This is a genomic window from uncultured Thomasclavelia sp. (assembly GCF_944324745.1).
Classification (GTDB): domain Bacteria; phylum Bacillota_I; class Bacilli_A; order Erysipelotrichales; family Coprobacillaceae; genus Thomasclavelia.
Genome location: NZ_CALUXO010000073.1, coordinates 1 through 16,955 on the forward strand (window position 1 = coordinate 1; position 16,955 = coordinate 16,955).

Below are 16,955 nucleotides of genomic sequence, written 5' to 3' on the forward strand. Positions count from 1 at the left end.
TAATCTATCTGATAATGAATCGGGATAGAAACATCACAGCCAGCCAGCTGATAACATATTTGTGGGAGGATAAAGAAAACCAGGTAACGATCGGAGCACTTAGAAATCTGGTCTATCGGGCTAGAAAAGATTTAAAGATGCTTTATGATAAAGAACCATGTATTTTATCAAAGGGCCATAGTTATTATTGGAATCCAGCCGTTAAATGTGTAGTTGATTATGAAGAATTATTGAAACTGGCAGAAAGTATCATTGAAAGCAATGAGACGATTGATTTACAAGTAAAAAAAGCCTGGCAATTAGCTGATTTATTTGAAAATGAATTCCTGCCAGAATTTCAGGATAACAGTTGGATCAAACAAAAAAATGCGGTGCTTTTAAAAAGTTGTTATGAAAGTCTAATATCAATAATTGATCAGTTAAAGCAAGCTAATGAATATCAAATAATCATTGATTTATTACAACATCCTAATCTTGTTAAAATAGAAGATGATAAATTATTTGCAGCTAGATTAGATGCTTATTATCAAATGAAACAATATGATGTGGCCTTGAAATATTATCGTAATATTTTAAATAAATATTATTTATATTATGGTAAAACAGTACCAGCAGCAATTAAACAAGTATATCAGGAATGTTTAAATAAACTACCGGAGGTAGAAGTTGAAAATATTGAAATTGAAGATGTTCTTGATCAATCAGAAACAGTAACCGGGGCTTTTTATTGTGATTTTACGGTTTTTAAACGAATTTATCAGTTAAATTTAATTGATGTTACTAAGCTAAATAATGAACATGCTTTAGTAATGCTGACAATTCGTAATCAAGATGAACATTACGATAGTCATAAATTACAAAATTATTCACAGCTATTAAAAAATTTGATGCAACAAAATTTACGTAAAAATGATATATTTTCACAATACAGTTTAACGCAATATTTTATTTTGATTCAGTCTCCTAAAATGACCGGAATTGAAACCGCAGTTAATCGAATTATCAGATATTTTAATAATGATATAGTTGATGATAGAGTATATATTGATTATCAAATCAAAAGATTAGATTTTTATCGATAAGTTAATAATATTTTGAAGGTGCAAGATTATGAAAATAGTTTTGCACCTTTTTTTGGTTGATTTTTTAAATATCAGGAATAATTAAAATAGGCGTTTAATATTTCTATAAAACACACTTTAAGGGCTTACATTGTAGTGCTACAATAAACATATATAGGAGGGAAAGTTAATGTTAAAGGACTATAAATTTGAAGAAATCGAGATTGTTCCTGATATTGAAGAATGTTTAGAAAATGCTAAACTGGAACTATCTAAAAAACAAATGTTATTAAAAGAAAAGAAATTACCAGTCGTAGTTTTATTTGAAGGATGGGGTGCTTCTGGAATTGGAACGACACTTGGTAAAGTGATTCAAAATATGGATCCGCGGTTTTATACTGTTGAAACAATGAACAAAATTACTGAGGAAGAAACGAGAAAGCCTTTTTTATATCGTTATTTTTTACGAATTCCTGAAAATGGAATGGCGACATTTTATGATCATGGCTGGATGAATGATGTTGTTAAAGCGTATATCCATGGGCAAATTGATCAATCTGACTATGAAAAAAGAATTGTCAGCATTCAACGTTTTGAAAGAACTTTAGTTGATAATGGTTATCTAGTTATTAAGTTCTTTTTCCATATTTCCAAAAATGAACAAGCTAAGCGAATGAAAAAATTATTGAAGCATAAAAATACCAATTGGCGTGTTAGTGATGAAGATCTCTGGCAAAATGATCATTATGACAAATATTTAGATGTTTTTAATGATTATATGACTAAAACTAACCCCACTTATGCACCTTGGTATGTAATCGATGCGACTAATAAAAAATTAGTACAATTACAAGTATTAGAAACATTGATGAGCTGTATTAAAACGGCATTAGAATATGAAAAAACCGATGCTCCAATTATCGAAAATATTTTCCCATTACGAGAAACAATCAATTTAAATGAATATGATTTATCAGTTTCTATTAGTGAAGAAACTTATCGTAAAGAGTTAAAGAAATGTCGTAAAAAATTACGAAAATTACATAATACTATCTATCGTAAAAAAATTCCTGTTATTATTGGCTATGAAGGTTGGGATGCAGCAGGAAAGGGTGGTAATATTAAAAGAGTTACATCAGGTTTAGATCCTCGTGGATATACCGTTTATCCTATTGCTGCTCCTGAGAAAAGTGAAAAAAATCGGCACTTTTTGTGGCGCTTTTATAAACGATTACCGAAAGATGGCCATTTTGCCATTTATGATCGGACCTGGTATGGTCGGGTTATGGTCGAGCGTCTTGAAGGATTATGTAGTGAAAATGATTGGCAAAGAGCATATAATGAAATGAATGAATTTGAAAAAGAATTGTATGACTGGGGTGCTATTGTAATTAAATTCTGGGTTCAAATCGACAACCAGACTCAATTAAAGCGGTTTACAGAACGACAAAATACGCCAGAAAAACGGTGGAAAATCACTGATGAAGATTGGCGTAACCGTGAAAAGTGGGATTTATATGAAACTGCTATTACTGAAATGCTGCAAAAGACTAATACAGAATTTGCCCCATGGTATGTATTAGAATCAGTTGATAAAAAATACGCCCGAATTAAAGCAATGAAGATTTTGATTGCTGAAATTGAAAAACGAATTAAAGAAGATTAACGAGGCTGCGGTCTCGTTTTTTTTGTTAGTTGTACTAACAAAAAAATGAACATTGTTCATTGTAAAGCTAGATTAATTATCTTATAATAAAACTGAAAACGAGGTGAGATAATGACTGATAAAACTAAGAGTAGAAAAAATGAAATTATAAAAACGGCAATGCAATTGTTTAGTGAAAAAGGTTATGAACAAACATCGATGCGTGATATTGCTAAAAAGATGAATGTTTCTTTAGGATTGTGTTATCGCTATTTTGATTCAAAACAAATTATTTTTAAAGAAGCTATGAATCAATATGTTACAACTTGTTGTAATCAGTTTTTAAAAGTGATCGATGACAAGCAGTTAAGTTTTAAAGAGAAAATTGATCGATTATATGATTTTTTGGCTAATGAGCATGCTCAGTTTTCTTATCAGCAGTTTTTTCATCAAATTGAAAATGAACAGCTGCATGAAGAATTATCGATGAAGATTTGTAAGTTTATGTATCCTCATTTATTGCAAGCCTGCAATCAGGCTATTAGTAAAAAGGAGATAGCGGTAACTGATCCTGATGTTTTAATCAGTTTTATTACATATGGTCATGTTGGGGTATTATCAAACTGTCAAAATCATTTAAAAAGCGCTAAATTATTAAAGCAATATATTTATCAGTTATTAGAATTATAAATCCCTATTTAAAGGGATTTTAAAAATCAAGCAAAATGAACAATGTTCACTTTTGGAGGTATAGTATGAATAAAAAAGAACAATCATTAAATACATTTAATCATCAAGCTAAAGTTTATGATAATAGTATGTATAGTAGACATGCTAAAAAATTATATCCAGCAATGTTATCATTAATTGAAACCCAAAAGAAAGTAAAAATATTGGATTTAGGCTGTGGGACTGGTACGATGATGCAATTATTATTAAAGCAAAATGCTAATTATCAATTAACCGGATTAGATTTATCACCGGAAATGATCAATCAGGCTCAAGATAAACTAAAAGATGGCGTTGATTTGATAATTGGTGATAGTGAGAAGCAACCTTTTGATGCAGCTAGTTTTGATCTAGTTTATTGTAATGATTCTTTTCATCATTATCCTGATCCAGCTGCTGTTTTAAACGAAGTGGCACGAGTTTTAAAACCTCAGGGATGCTTGATAATTGGAGATACTTATTTGCCAGTTATTCTTCGTTCAATTGCTAATTTTTTTGTTCGATTTAGTTATGAAGGGGATGTTAGAATTTATAGTAAAAAAGAAATTATAACCCTGTTAAAAGATAATTTTAAAGAGATTGAATGGAAGAAAATTACTAATGATGCTTATATTGTCAAGGCAATCAAACGATGAATACTAAAACAACGACTAAATATTTAAGAGCTATTTATCAACTTTCACTGACAAATAAAAGTGTTCGGCAAATAGATTTAGCATTGTTATTAGGATATGCTCGTTCTAGTGTATCGTTAGCTATTAAATCATTGCAAAGACAGGGATTGATTATTGTTGAAAATCATGAAATAAGGCTAACAGATAAATCATTTTTACTAGCGAGAAAACAATATTTACAATATCAGCAACTAGTTATTTTGTTAGTTGAATTAGGGATAGAGCTCTATCAGGCCCAAGAATATGCTGTAAAATTAGAAGAAAATTTTGATGATGATTTAATTGATCTAATCATAAAAAATGTTAGAACAAAAAGATCGTTTAAAGAAAATGAACTCCATTATTGATTTAATAATGGGGTTCATTATCAAGATAATTTTTTATGATTCTTGAAGATAATGTTCTAAAATAGCATCAAAATTAATACCAATTTTAAAACCTAAAGTAAAATAATCATCAACACAATTTTGGAAAGCTTCAAAAGTATAAGTTTCATTAATTTTCAAAGCACTATGATAAACTTTGATCAATTGATCTGCGCTACTAATTGGATCATTAATTTCCTGATAGTTTTTTAAATTATCAACATGTAGTTCAAAACCAATTGACATTAACATATGCAAAGCATCTAGGTAACTATCCAATAAATCATTATCATTAGTTGAAGAATGATCCCAAAAACTAAAGATATGTGCTTCTTCACCAACTTTACCTAATTCACAAAGAAAAGCTAATACTTTGGCAGTAACTTTATCCTTGTTTAAAACGGCATGGTCAGGATTACTGACAAGTTTTAATTCATGACTTACATGTTGTTGATAGATTTTATTGATTTCGTTCATTCAATTTCACCTCTAATATCTATTATACTCTTTTTTATGTCATTTTCATGAATTATGTTCAATGTAGTCTTCTTTGATAAACTCATGGTCATATGTATTATTAGTTAAATCTTGGACGATTTCTAAAAAGCTTTCATCTTCTAAATAACACTGATAACTTACTCGATCTAAATATTCTTTGTTGATACATTTTATTTTATGGACTTTTAATAAATGCTCAAATTTTTTAGTAAACGTATAATCAATAGTTATTTTATATAGTGGCACTAAATGCTTTTCGACGATCGTGGCTTCTTTGATGGCATCAGCGACGCTTTGACGATAAGCTCTAGTTAAACCACCAGCTCCCAGTTTGATTCCGCCAAAATAACGAGTGACAATGGCAATGATATTAGTTAGCCCATTTTTTTCTAAAACATCGAGCATTGGTAATCCGGCAGTACCGCTAGGTTCCCCATCATCATAGGCTCTTTTTTGGTTTTGAACAATATAGGCGATACAGTTATGAGTTGCATCGTGATAAATCTCTTGATAATGGTCAATAATATCATTGATTTGATCAGTGTCATTACATGGTATCAAAGTACAGATAAATTCTGATTTTTTAATTGTCCAGCGATATTCACTGGTTTCTTGTACTGATTTCATCTAATCCCTCATTTCTTTATTATCATAACATATATCACTGGCAAAAAGTTAATAAATTTGGTATATTAGATTCATAGCTAATAACAATTTTTGTTATGGGAAAATGAATTAATAATCATACAACATCTTTTAAGATGAAAATATAATGAAAGGAGAATACTGTTGAAAAATATAGGTTGTCAACAGTTGCAAGGACTATGAAAAAAATAGCTGTATTAGCAGATAGCGGCTGTCAATTTCCGATTGGTTCTTTAGAAGATCAAGGAATCTTCATTGTTCCTTTGACAATTACGATGGGACAAAAGACTTATTTGGATTTAGAAGAAATAAGTGCCGTAGAAGTTTTTAAACGTATGGAAGAAACTGGTGAAATGGTCATGACTTCACAGCCACCAACTGGAGTAATTCAGGCAATGGTGCGTAAAATCAAAGATGCTGGCTATGAACATATTATTGGCTTGCCAATTGCCACTGGTTTATCTTCAACTTTAAATGGGATGAAACTTGCTTGTGATATGGTCGATATTCCAGTTACTTTGATTGATACTAAAGGTACGGCCAGCAATCAACGTTATTTAATTCGAGTAGCGAAAACGTTAATTGATGAAGGAAAAAGTATTGATGAAATTGAAAAGATCTTAACAGATATGGTTGAAGATTCTGGAACATTGATCATGGTTCCTAATTTGGATCATCTAAAAAAAGGTGGTCGGATTACTCCAGCGGTAGCTTTGTTAGGAAATTTATTGAAAATTGTTCCAGTAATGAAATTGAATTATAAGCTTGGTGGTAAAATTGATACTTTTGATAAAGTTAGAACTATTAAAAAAGCTAATTTAAGAATCATTGATCATTTAATCAATGATTGTGGTGTCAATAATAAAGATTATATTATAGCTATCGAACATGTTTTAGTCGATGATCTGGCAAATCAAATGAAACAAGAAATAATTAAACGAATCGGGGAGTGTTATATAACTGTTCGAGAACTTCCGGCCGTAGTTGGAGCTCATATGGGTGTTGGTGGTGTTGGATATCAATATATTAGAAAATATCGAGGTCTATCATGGAACGAATAACTAGTTTTAGTGTTGATCACACTAAATTAACTAAAGGTGTCTATATTTCCCGAGTTGATGGGGATTTAACAACTTTTGATATTCGAATGACAACGCCTAATATTGAACCAGCTTTAAAACCACAAGCCGCCCATACAATTGAACATATTGGAGCCACTTTGCTTCGAAATGGACCTTATAAAGATAAAATCATTTATTTTGGAGAAATGCGTTGCATGACAGGATTTTATTTGATTACTAGAGATTTGGAGTTTGAATTAGTGATTGAAATTGTTCGTGATATATATAATCAAATCGCTAATTGGAATCAGGAAATTCCAGGAGCTAAAAAAGAAGAATGTGGTAATTACACATATATGGATTTACCAGAAGCTAAAAAAGCTGCTAAGTATTTTGTTGATAGCAGCTGGGAACATCAATATCATTATTTATAAAAGCTGTCGTTATTGACAGCTTTTTAAGTGTTGATTAATTTAGAAATCTGGTCATATATCAAACTTTCTTTAGCTTTATCACACATGACCATAATAGTATCGCCACTTTTTAAATAAGTATTGCCTCGAGGGATAAACTCATTACCATCACGATATAACGATACAATTAAACTATTATCAGGCCAATTAATATCTTTTAATTGCTTGTTTTCTAAATGACTATTGGCAACAATCATAAAATCCAATAAAACTTTTTCTTTAACTCCCTGATAAGTTGGCAAGTTGCGTTTTTTCAATAAGTTTTCTAATAAACTTTCATAAATAGGTTTAGATTTTAATAAATCAGCCACAATGTAGGCCACAATGGTGACTAAGGCAATTGAAAGTAAATGATTTAAAGTACCGGTCATTTCAAAAATTAAAATAATTCCAGTCACCGGAGCCCGAACAATAGCTGTAAAATAACCGGCCATTGCCAATAAAATAAAATTATTAATATAGCTGGCTTCTAATCCCCAATAAAGATGAGCCACCTGACCAAAGATAGCCCCGATGATACAACCAATAACTAGTAATGGAAAAAAGATGCCACCAGGTGCCCCGGAACCAAAACTAATTTGCGCAAATAGAAACTTGCCAATTAATAAAAATAATAGTAAATTCAAGCTCCAATTATTCGAAACTAAAATTTCCACGATATTATCACCATTTCCAATTAATTCTGGAATTGTAAAGCCTAAAATACCAGCTAGAATAAAAGGAACTAATAACTTTTGAAAAGTCGTAAGGTTAAAACGATCATAAAGCTTTTGAATAGTTAATAATGATTTGTTGTAAAAAGCACCTAAAATCCCTAAAATAACCCCTAAGATCAGTAACATCCAATAATATTTTGTCGGCATTGTTCCAACGATTTCAAAATTAAAGATTGGATCCATCGATAATATTTGTGACATCAAATAATCAGCAGCAATTGATGAGGTCATTACTGAGATTAATAATGGTGCCGAAAAATGTTTATGAACTTCTTCTAAAGCAAACATGACTCCAGCTAATGGTGCATGGAATGCTGCAGCTAGACCAGCGCTGGCGCCACAAGTAAGCAAATAACGTTCTTCGGTTTTATTACGTTTTAAAATCTTACCAACTCCTTTTCCAACCATGGCGCCTAGCTGAATAGAAGGTCCTTCACGACCTAAAGCTAAACCTGCTAAACTAGATAAAAAACCCCCAGAAAATTTACATAATAAAACGCGCCACCAGTTAGCATCAATTTTCCCGGCTAATTCTCCTTCTAGCTGTGGGATACCACTACCAGAAATTAGGGATTCATATTTTAATAATTTGCTGACAATTTTAGCTAGGATGATCAAGACAACAAACCATAAAATAATAGTCAATAATGATTTTTGACAAAAAGCTAAGATTTGCTGTAATAAAGTGGCACTTTTACTTAAGCAGATGCGATACAATACCACTACTAAACCACCGACAATTCCAACGATTAACCCTTCAAATAACACAACTAATTTAAAACGTTTAAAATCTAATAACTTTAATAACCTGTTTTTCATAAAATTCCCCATTTCTAATCCATTATAAAACGAATCTTGACGATTAGTAAAGGAACTTTTTAGATAATGACAAAAAAGCAAAATAGTTGAACTATTTTGCTTTATTCACTATGTTTTTAAATATTATTAGTGATTTAACCGGTGTGTAATATTCATGTAAACAAATGCTGGATCTGATTACTTGCCATCACAATAATTGATATGCTTTTAGGGTGAAAAGATGCAATTAAATTTGCACAAGCTATGATCGTATTACCAGAGGTAATAACATCATCAAAAATAACCACATCCCGATTTGTCAGCATATTACCATCCTTAATCTTGATTATCTTTTTAACTTGACTACGATCATTCTGGCTGGTTTGTTTGTAAGCCGCACTTTTATAAAGACCAGTAAAAATATTATTACTAAAACTACGAACGATCATTTCATTAGGATTAAAACCCCGTCTTTGATCGTCTTGTTTACTACTGGGAACAATGGCAATCAAATGACGCCGATATCGGATTTTAAAATCATAAAAGGCATTTAAAAAAGCATCTTTTAAAGCGTAATCGCCCTGGCCTTTATATTGAAATAAGATTTGTTTAAAAAAATCGTTGTAATGATATAAGATCGTTAAAGGATAACCATGGAAAAGATGTTGTTGATTATAAATGGTAAATTGATTCAGGCAGTTAAAACATAGTGAAGATTGGTGACAAAGATGATAAAGACTAGGCTGTTTTCCAATTTCTTTAAAACAAATCAGGCATTGTCGTGTTTGATGACTTCGATGCATTGCTTGATAGCTCTAGTCTTATAAGGAGCAAAAATATCGATGTTCCCTGATGGATGATGGATATTTCGTCCTACCCGGCCACAGATTTGAATTAAGGTATCCCGATTATAGATGCGATTATTACCTTGCAAGATAATGACTTGAACATTATCGATTGTAATACCGCGTTCTAAAATTGTAGTTGCTACTACTACGTCAAGCTGTTTGTTTTTTAATTGCTCTAGATAATAAGCAATGTTTTTTGTTTTAGAGCTACAGGCTTGACTTTTTAAACCAGCTAATTTAAAAAGCTGGGCAATCTTGGTGGACAATTGGATACTTGGAACAAAAACGATCACCGGCTTTTGTAACTTGGCATATTGTTTGATTTTAATAATAGAAATTAGATAAGATAAACTAGTTAGTGTTCGATGAAATTTTGGTAGGTCTAGTAAATGACCGTGATAACGTTTGGTCATTAGTAAATCTGGATCGTCAGTTAAAGTAGCTGACATATAGATATAATTGCCTCTAATGCTATTTTGTAACATTCCTTTCAAGACATCGTTGTTGGCATAAGGGAAAGCATCTAATTCATCTAAAATTAATAAATCAAAACAATTAGAATAGCGATATAGCTGATGGGTCGTACAAATAATAAATTGACCAGAAGTTTTTTGACTATGACCGCCATAGACACAAGTAATATCAACATTAGTAAAGTGACTTTTAAAGCGGTTAGCTAGTTCTATTACTAGTTCTTTTCGTGGTGTAGTAAAACAAACATGCTGATTTTGGTTGAGGGCATACTTAATCACTGCATAAGTTATTTCGGTTTTTCCAGCACCACAGACAGCTTTTAAACGCGTATTTAGATGTTGGCGATAGCGCAAAAGCAGTTGATCGGATATTTCTTTTTGTAAAGGCGTCAGCTGGTAGTTTAAATGATAATTAACTTTATTATTTAAAAGACGATTTTCAAGCTGGACTACTTGTTTAGTTCCAATACCAATACATTTACGACAATATGTTATTTGATTAAAAGTATAAAAATATTGGGGATCCTGGTTTCTACATCGTGGACAGATCATCTTCATCACCTGGTTATATTATACCTCGAAAACCCATGTTTTTTGTCTCAAATTGGTGATAAATTTGTCTTTGAAAAGTCTTATGAAAATCTGATAAAATTCTTATATTTGTTTGATAAAAAAGCTTTATTTGACAAAGCTTTTGCCATAATTAGAGTTTATTTTTATTAATAAATTATTTGTCGATTGAATTGCTTTTCTTTTTTTAAATAACTGACATATACTAAAATTGACCATATGATTAAAGAGGTGAATTAGATGCAAGGAAAAGTAAAATGGTTTAATGCTCAAAAAGGGTTTGGATTTATTGATCGTGGTGATGGTAAAGATGTTTTTGTTCATTATAGTCAAATAGTGCAAGATGGCTATAAAACTTTAAACGAAGGGGAACTGGTGGAATTTGAATTATTTCAAAGTAAACGCGGAATGCAAGCCAAACGAGTGGTAAAAATTTAAAAAAGGAGGGAAGCCAATGGAAGTAACATTGGCTTCTATTTGTATTTTTAAACTGTAATTAAGCTGATTTTAACGTAAATTTTACATTGTTATGAAACTGATTTGATAATGCACTTAGGGGTTTAAATTAGTAACTTTAAATGTTATAATACGATAGAAAAATAGTAAGGAGTGTATTTCATGGCGAATAGAAGAGAACAAATTCGTAAAGAACTGAAAAAGAAACAAGAAAAAGAAGGACTTAATCCGGAAAATGCCAATAACATTGTTGATTTAAAAGATGAAATTGGTGAAGATATAAAAGTAGAAGATTTCCAAGGTGAATATAGTGGTCAAGTAATTCCTTTTAGTACTACTCCCCATTCAACTAAAAAAAGTTTGGTTGGGAAGATCAAAGGAATTTTTGATGATGAAAGAAAACAATTAAAGAAATTAGATAAGATGGCTGATGAAGTTTTAAGCTTAGAGCCTAAATATCAGGCAATGAGTGATGAAGAATTAGCTAATCAAACTAATTTATTTAAAGAACAATTAGCCAATGGAAAAACACTAGACGATATTATCATTGATGCTTATGCGGTTGTTCGTGAAGCGGCTTATCGTAAACTAGGACTAAAAGCGTTTAAAGTTCAAGTTATGGGAGCTATTACTCTTCACGATGGTGATATTGCCGAAATGAAAACTGGTGAAGGAAAAACATTAACTTCAATTTTTCCGGTTTATTTAAATGCTTTAACTGGAAAAGGGGTTCATGTAGTTACTGTCAATGATTATTTGGCCGGTCGTGATGCTCAAAATAATGGTTTAGTTTTTAATTTTTTAGGTTTAACTGTCGGTTTAAATAAACGAGAGTTAACACCAGATCAAAAAAGAGCCGCTCATGGTTGTGATATTACTTATACCACTAATGCTGAATTAGGTTTTGACTATTTACGTGATAACATGGTTACTCGTTTAGAAGACAAAGTATTAGTTAAAGGACTAAATTTTGCTTTGATCGATGAGGTCGATTCAATTTTAATTGATGAATCTAGAACACCATTAATTATTTCTGGTGGTCGTAAAAATACTGCTGCTTTATATTTACAGGCTGATAAATTTGTTAAGTCATTAAAAGCCGATATCGATTATGAAGTCGATATTGAAAGCAAAACAGTTGCTTTAACTGCTAGTGGGATTACTAAAGCCGAAAAAGGTTTCCATTTAGATAACTTATATGATCCAAAACACACATCTTTGGTTCATCGAATTAATCAGGCTTTAAAAGCTAACTATGTCATGACTAGAGATGTTGAATATATGGTAGCTACTGATGATGGCAGCCGGGATATTCGTAATGCTAAAATTATGATCATTGATCAATTCACTGGTCGTGTGATGCCAGGAAGAGCTTATTCTGATGGATTACATCAAGCCATCGAAGCTAAAGAAGGGGTTCCAATTAAAGAAGAAACCGAAACTAGAGCAACGATTACTTATCAAAACTTCTTTAGATTATTTAATAAATTAGCCGGGATGACTGGTACTGCTAAAACAGAAGAAGAAGAATTTAGATTAATCTACAATATGCGAGTTATTGAAATTCCAACTAACCGTCCAGTTATTCGCGATGACCGTAATGATAAAATTTATTCAACTAAAGCTAATAAATTTAAAGCTTTATGCCAGGAAGTTGAAGCACGTAACTCTTATGGTCAACCAATTCTAATTGGTACAGTTTCGGTTGAAACATCAGAGTTATTATCAAAGATGTTAACACGTCGTAAAATTAAACATAACGTCTTAAATGCTAAAAACCATGCTAAAGAAGCAGAGATCATTGAAAAAGCAGGACAACGTGGAGCGGTAACTATCGCTACAAACATGGCTGGTCGTGGTACCGATATTAAATTAGGTGAAGGCGTAGCTGAAATCGGTGGTTTAGCCGTAATTGGTTCTGAACGTCATGAATCAAGACGTATCGATAATCAGTTAAGAGGTCGTTCTGGTCGTCAAGGTGACCCGGGTTATTCAGTTTTTTATGTTTCTTTTGAAGATGATTTGATGGAACGTTTTGGTGGCGATCGCTTAAGTTCATTTAAAGATTATTTAGATGATGATCAGGCTATTGAAAATAAGATGGTCACTAAAGCAATTGAAAGTGCTCAAAAACGAGTAGAAGGTCAAAACTTTGATGCTCGTAAACATATCCTGGAATATGATGATGTTATGAGACAACAACGTGAAATCATGTATAAAGAACGTGATGATATTATGTCTGAAAGTAATCTTGATGATATCGTTAAGGGAATGTTTAATCAGGCAATTGAAATGACAGTTCGTCAATATACTAAACATGATGGTAAAGAAGATATCATCGATGTTAAAGGTGTTGTTGACTTTGTGGCTAAAAATTATATGTTGTTAGTGGAAATCAATGCTAACAACTGCGAATCTTTACAAAAAGATCCTAAAAAATTGACTGATACTTTAACTGACTTAGTTTTCAATCAATATACTAGTCGTTTTAATAAAGATTTACCACCAGAAAAGAAATTACAGTATGAAAGAAGTATTCTTTTAGGTGTAATTGATTATACTTGGATCAACCATATTGATGCTATGACTAAACTTAGAAATGGTATCTATTTACGAGCTTATGCCCAAAAAGATCCTTTAGCTGAATATACTGAAGAAGCATTCTATATGTTTGAACAAATGACAAGTAGTATCGCTGATACGATTTCTCGGAATATTGTTCATATGGGTGTTCGTCCTGGTAGTGAAGCTGAACAGCAAATTCCTCATTTAAAAATGGAATTAACTTTTAAGTAATGGAATTATATGAGATAAAAAATGGGCTTGCAAAAGCCCATTTATTAATAGAAGAGTTCTACCAGACGATCGATATTGAAGGATATCGGCGGGAAATTGAAGGACTCACTAATGTAACTTTACAAGAGGGATTTTGGGACGATGCCAATAAAGCTAAAGGAATTTATGATAAATTAAATCGGATGAAAAAAACGGTTGATCAATATGATTCATTAAAACAAAAACTTGATGAATTAAATGAAACTTATGAACTAGTAAAAAATACCGATGACCAGGAATTTCAAGAAATTTTAGAAAGCGATTATTTAGCTTTTGAACAAGAACTATCCGAATTTGAAAAGATGATGTTATTATCTGGAGAACATGATAATTTAAATGCAATAGTAGAAATTCATCCTGGTGCTGGTGGAACTGAAAGTCAAGACTGGGCTGATATGTTATTTAGAATGTATCAGCGCTATGCTACTCGTAAAGGCTGGAAAGTAGAAGTTTTAGATTATCTAGACGGTGATGTGGCAGGAATCAAATCAGTTACGATGTTAGTAAAAGGTGAGATGGCTTATGGTCATTTAAAGGCCGAAAAAGGTGTTCATCGTTTAGTTAGACTTTCGCCATTTGATTCAGCTAAACGAAGACATACATCATTTGCTTCCGTTGATGTTATGCCCGAATTCAATAATGAAATTGAAATTGAAATTCAAAGCAGTGATTTAAAAATCGATACTTATCGAGCAAGTGGTGCTGGGGGACAGCATATTAATAAAACCGATTCGGCTGTTAGAATTACTCATATTCCAACAAATATCGTAGTTACTTGTCAAAGTCAGCGCAGTCAGATTCAAAATAGGGAACAGGCCATGATCATGTTGAAAAGTAAATTATATCAGTTGATGTTAGAAAAACAGGCTAGTCAGTTACAGGAATTAAAAGGAGAACAAAAAGAAATAGCATGGGGTTCTCAAATTAGATCATATGTTTTACACCCATATTCTTTAGTTAAAGATAATCGCAGTAACTTTGAATCTAATAATCCTAAAGCGGTTTTAGATGGGGATCTTGATGATTTTATTTATGCTTATTTAAAAACAACGATGTAGGAGGGAATGAATGAAGAAAATATTGAAAGAAACAATTATAATTATTATCGGGAATTTTATTCTAGCATTTGGAATTTGTGCTTTTATTACTCCAGCTGGTTTTATCTCTGGTGGAGCCTCTGGAATTGGGATTGCTGTTAAAGCTATAACAGGAATTAATATTTCATATACAGTTTATGCTATTAATATTGTAATGTTTATTGTTGGATATTTTTATTTAGGAAAAAAATTCGCTTATGGGACTTTATTAAGTACTTTTATTTATCCAACCTTTTTGGCTATTTTAGAACAATTTGATGCTTTAACAACTATCACCGATGATCCTATTTTAGCCACTATTTATGCCGGATTGTGTATGGGAGTTGGAGCTGGTCTTGTTTTTAGAGTTGGTGGCAGCACCGGAGGGATGGATATTCCACCGATGATCATCAGTCGTAAAACAGGGATGTCATTAGCATGGTTGATCAATATTTTTGATTGTTTAGTCTTACTTATTCAAGTTATTTTCTGTCCCATTACGATTGAAGAAGTCTTATATGCAATCACTGTTGTAATTATTTTAACAATTGTGACTGATCAGGTAATGATGATAGGAGAAACAAAAGTTCAGGTTACTATTATCTCACCTAAATGGAAAGAAATTAGACAGATTGTTTATGAAGACATTAATCGCGGATGTACCTTATTAAATATTACGACTGGTTACCAGCAAAAAGATCAGTATGCAGTAATGTCAGTTGTTTCTAAAAGAGAATTGCATTTATTAAATGAATTAGTTTTAAAAGTTGATCCAACAGCATTTATTATTAGTAATGCTACTCATAGTGTCAAAGGACGAGGATTCACCCTTCCAAATATTGATTTATAAACTTGAGTGCTGATTTTCAGCATTTTAAATATCTTGAGGTGATTAAAATAGAAGTTAAAATTGAACCAATAATCAAACTAATTAAAGAAGCGGGTACTTTATTCAAACCGCCTCATGATGTTGCCACTAAAGGACCAGCCGATTTTGTCAGTGAAATCGACATTTCTGTCCAAGAATTCATTTACAAACAATTAAATAAGTGGTATCCTAAAATTCAGTTTTTAGGTGAAGAAAATAATCAGCATCATGCTAATTTACAAGAGCTTTGCTGGGTATTAGATCCAGTCGATGGAACAACTAATTTGATTCATGATTATCGTTTTAGTTCAATTTCATTGGCTTTGATTAAAAACTATGAACCGATATTAGGGATTATCTATCAGCCATATTTAAAAGAACTTTTCTATGCATCTAAAGATAACGGGGCTTATTTAAATGGACAAAGAATTCATGTAAGCCAAGAAACGCAGTTAAAAAACAGTTTAATTGCTATTGGAACTAGTCCATATTATCGAAGTGAGGCTGATGATAACTTTGAGTTGTTTAAAACAATTTATAAAAATTGTGTTGATATACGTCGTAGTGGCAGTGCTTCATTAGATTTGGCCTGGTGCGCCTGTGGGCGTTTAGAAGCTTATCTGGAAAGAAAACTTAAAATTTGGGATTATGCTGCCGGTATGATAATTATAAAAGAAGCTGGTGGGCTGGTAGTTGACTATCAAGGTCAGCCGTTAGAGCCAAAAATTATCAGTGATGTTGTGGTTGGAAATCAAGAAATAGTTATGAAATTAGTTAATGATTTTATAACAAAAAAGAAATCGTAATGATTTCTTTTCGGTTGATTATTTATGTAAATCGACATAAAAATCAACATGGCCACAGTTAGGACAATAGCAACATTTTAGTTCATGATTAGTCTTTTTTAAATCATCATCTTTGATGATCAGCTCAAGATAACTTAAGCTAGAAATGCCATTATCCTTAACAAAGCAATTATTTTTTAGTTCTGTTTGGCATATTGGACATATCCGTTTCATATTGTCACCTCTTTAATTTTATTGTATCAAAAATTAAGTGATAATGACAGTATTTGTAACTTTATTTGTCAAAGTATGCTATAATACCCATGAAGCCTCTGAGCTTAAAAATTTTAAAATTGAATAGTAATAAAATCGAATATAT

At 31.7% G+C, this 16,955-nt stretch carries 18 protein-coding genes; 12 read left to right on the forward strand and 6 right to left on the reverse strand.

What is annotated here, in order from left to right; genetic code table 11:
- The 5 genes from Q0K54_RS09070 to Q0K54_RS09090 form a co-directional block, all read left to right on the forward strand.
- Positions 1-1,082 (forward strand): hypothetical protein (locus Q0K54_RS09070; protein WP_294580370.1); only part of this gene is annotated, 1,082 nt, incomplete at its 5' end.
- Between the two features lie 169 nt (positions 1,083-1,251).
- Complete coding sequence (pap, locus tag Q0K54_RS09075; protein WP_294580373.1) at positions 1,252-2,727, forward strand: polyphosphate:AMP phosphotransferase; 1,476 nt, start codon at positions 1,252-1,254, stop codon at positions 2,725-2,727.
- Between the two features lie 111 nt (positions 2,728-2,838).
- Positions 2,839-3,396 carry a TetR/AcrR family transcriptional regulator gene (locus Q0K54_RS09080; protein WP_294580375.1) on the forward strand — a complete coding sequence of 186 codons (558 nt, stop codon included), beginning with the start codon at positions 2,839-2,841 and terminating at the stop codon, positions 3,394-3,396.
- Between the two features lie 35 nt (positions 3,397-3,431).
- Positions 3,432-4,070 carry a class I SAM-dependent methyltransferase gene (locus Q0K54_RS09085; RefSeq protein ID WP_294580377.1) on the forward strand — a complete coding sequence of 213 codons (639 nt, stop codon included), beginning with the start codon at positions 3,432-3,434 and terminating at the stop codon, positions 4,068-4,070.
- A complete protein-coding gene (locus Q0K54_RS09090; RefSeq protein ID WP_294580379.1) occupies positions 4,067-4,456 on the forward strand; it encodes a metal-dependent transcriptional regulator in 390 nt (129 codons plus the stop codon). Before Q0K54_RS09085 ends, Q0K54_RS09090 begins: the two co-directional genes overlap by 4 nt.
- 33 nt (positions 4,457-4,489) lie before the next feature.
- On the opposite strand, the gene Q0K54_RS09095 is transcribed toward Q0K54_RS09090, so the two are convergent.
- Both Q0K54_RS09095 and Q0K54_RS09100 read right to left on the reverse strand, forming a co-directional pair.
- Positions 4,490-4,951 (reverse strand): dUTP diphosphatase, encoded by a 462-nt coding sequence (locus Q0K54_RS09095; RefSeq protein ID WP_294580382.1) that lies wholly within the window; start codon positions 4,949-4,951, stop codon positions 4,490-4,492.
- 45 nt (positions 4,952-4,996) lie between these two features.
- A complete protein-coding gene (locus tag Q0K54_RS09100; protein ID WP_294580385.1) occupies positions 4,997-5,599 on the reverse strand; it encodes a YigZ family protein in 603 nt (200 codons plus the stop codon).
- Between the two features lie 197 nt (positions 5,600-5,796).
- On the opposite strand from Q0K54_RS09100, the gene Q0K54_RS09105 reads away from it, so the two are divergent.
- Both Q0K54_RS09105 and Q0K54_RS09110 read left to right on the forward strand, forming a co-directional pair.
- Positions 5,797-6,678, forward strand: a complete 882-nt coding sequence (locus Q0K54_RS09105; RefSeq protein WP_294580388.1) for a DegV family protein — start codon at positions 5,797-5,799, stop codon at positions 6,676-6,678.
- A complete protein-coding gene (locus Q0K54_RS09110; RefSeq protein WP_294580391.1) occupies positions 6,666-7,112 on the forward strand; it encodes an S-ribosylhomocysteine lyase in 447 nt (148 codons plus the stop codon). The genes Q0K54_RS09105 and Q0K54_RS09110 overlap by 13 nt, the downstream gene beginning before the upstream one ends.
- A gap of 23 nt (positions 7,113-7,135) precedes the next feature.
- Here the strand turns inward: Q0K54_RS09110 and Q0K54_RS09115 are convergent, their stop codons facing one another.
- The 3 genes from Q0K54_RS09115 to Q0K54_RS09125 all read right to left on the reverse strand — a co-directional run bounded on the left by Q0K54_RS09115 (position 7,136) and on the right by Q0K54_RS09125 (position 10,538).
- Positions 7,136-8,686: a ClC family H(+)/Cl(-) exchange transporter gene (locus tag Q0K54_RS09115; protein WP_294580393.1), complete on the reverse strand. Its 1,551-nt coding sequence runs from the start codon at positions 8,684-8,686 to the stop codon at positions 7,136-7,138.
- Positions 8,687-8,838: 152 nt separating this feature from the next.
- A complete protein-coding gene (locus Q0K54_RS09120) occupies positions 8,839-9,468 on the reverse strand; it encodes a ComF family protein (RefSeq protein ID WP_294580396.1) in 630 nt (209 codons plus the stop codon).
- Positions 9,435-10,538 (reverse strand): DEAD/DEAH box helicase, encoded by a 1,104-nt coding sequence (locus tag Q0K54_RS09125; RefSeq protein WP_294580399.1) that lies wholly within the window; start codon positions 10,536-10,538, stop codon positions 9,435-9,437. Before Q0K54_RS09125 ends, Q0K54_RS09120 begins: the two co-directional genes overlap by 34 nt.
- Before the next feature lie 258 nt (positions 10,539-10,796).
- Between Q0K54_RS09125 and Q0K54_RS09130 the strand changes: the two genes are divergently transcribed.
- The 5 genes from Q0K54_RS09130 to Q0K54_RS09150 all read left to right on the forward strand — a co-directional run bounded on the left by Q0K54_RS09130 (position 10,797) and on the right by Q0K54_RS09150 (position 16,597).
- On the forward strand, positions 10,797-10,994 hold the full coding sequence (locus tag Q0K54_RS09130; protein WP_294580402.1) for a cold-shock protein: 198 nt from the start codon (positions 10,797-10,799) through the stop codon (positions 10,992-10,994).
- A gap of 180 nt (positions 10,995-11,174) precedes the next feature.
- Positions 11,175-13,808 (forward strand): preprotein translocase subunit SecA, encoded by a 2,634-nt coding sequence (secA, locus tag Q0K54_RS09135; protein WP_294580404.1) that lies wholly within the window; start codon positions 11,175-11,177, stop codon positions 13,806-13,808.
- Complete coding sequence (gene prfB / locus Q0K54_RS09140) at positions 13,808-14,905, forward strand: peptide chain release factor 2 (protein ID WP_294580407.1); 1,098 nt, start codon at positions 13,808-13,810, stop codon at positions 14,903-14,905. Before secA ends, prfB begins: the two co-directional genes overlap by 1 nt.
- 10 nt (positions 14,906-14,915) lie before the next feature.
- Positions 14,916-15,773 (forward strand): YitT family protein, encoded by an 858-nt coding sequence (locus Q0K54_RS09145; RefSeq protein ID WP_294580409.1) that lies wholly within the window; start codon positions 14,916-14,918, stop codon positions 15,771-15,773.
- A 38-nt stretch (positions 15,774-15,811) separates the two neighbouring features.
- On the forward strand, positions 15,812-16,597 hold the full coding sequence (locus Q0K54_RS09150; RefSeq protein WP_294580411.1) for an inositol monophosphatase: 786 nt from the start codon (positions 15,812-15,814) through the stop codon (positions 16,595-16,597).
- 18 nt (positions 16,598-16,615) lie between these two features.
- On the opposite strand, the gene Q0K54_RS09155 is transcribed toward Q0K54_RS09150, so the two are convergent.
- Positions 16,616-16,810, reverse strand: coding sequence for a hypothetical protein (locus Q0K54_RS09155; RefSeq protein WP_294580414.1), 195 nt, complete (start codon positions 16,808-16,810; stop codon positions 16,616-16,618).
- Between the last annotated feature and the right edge of the window lie 145 nt (positions 16,811-16,955).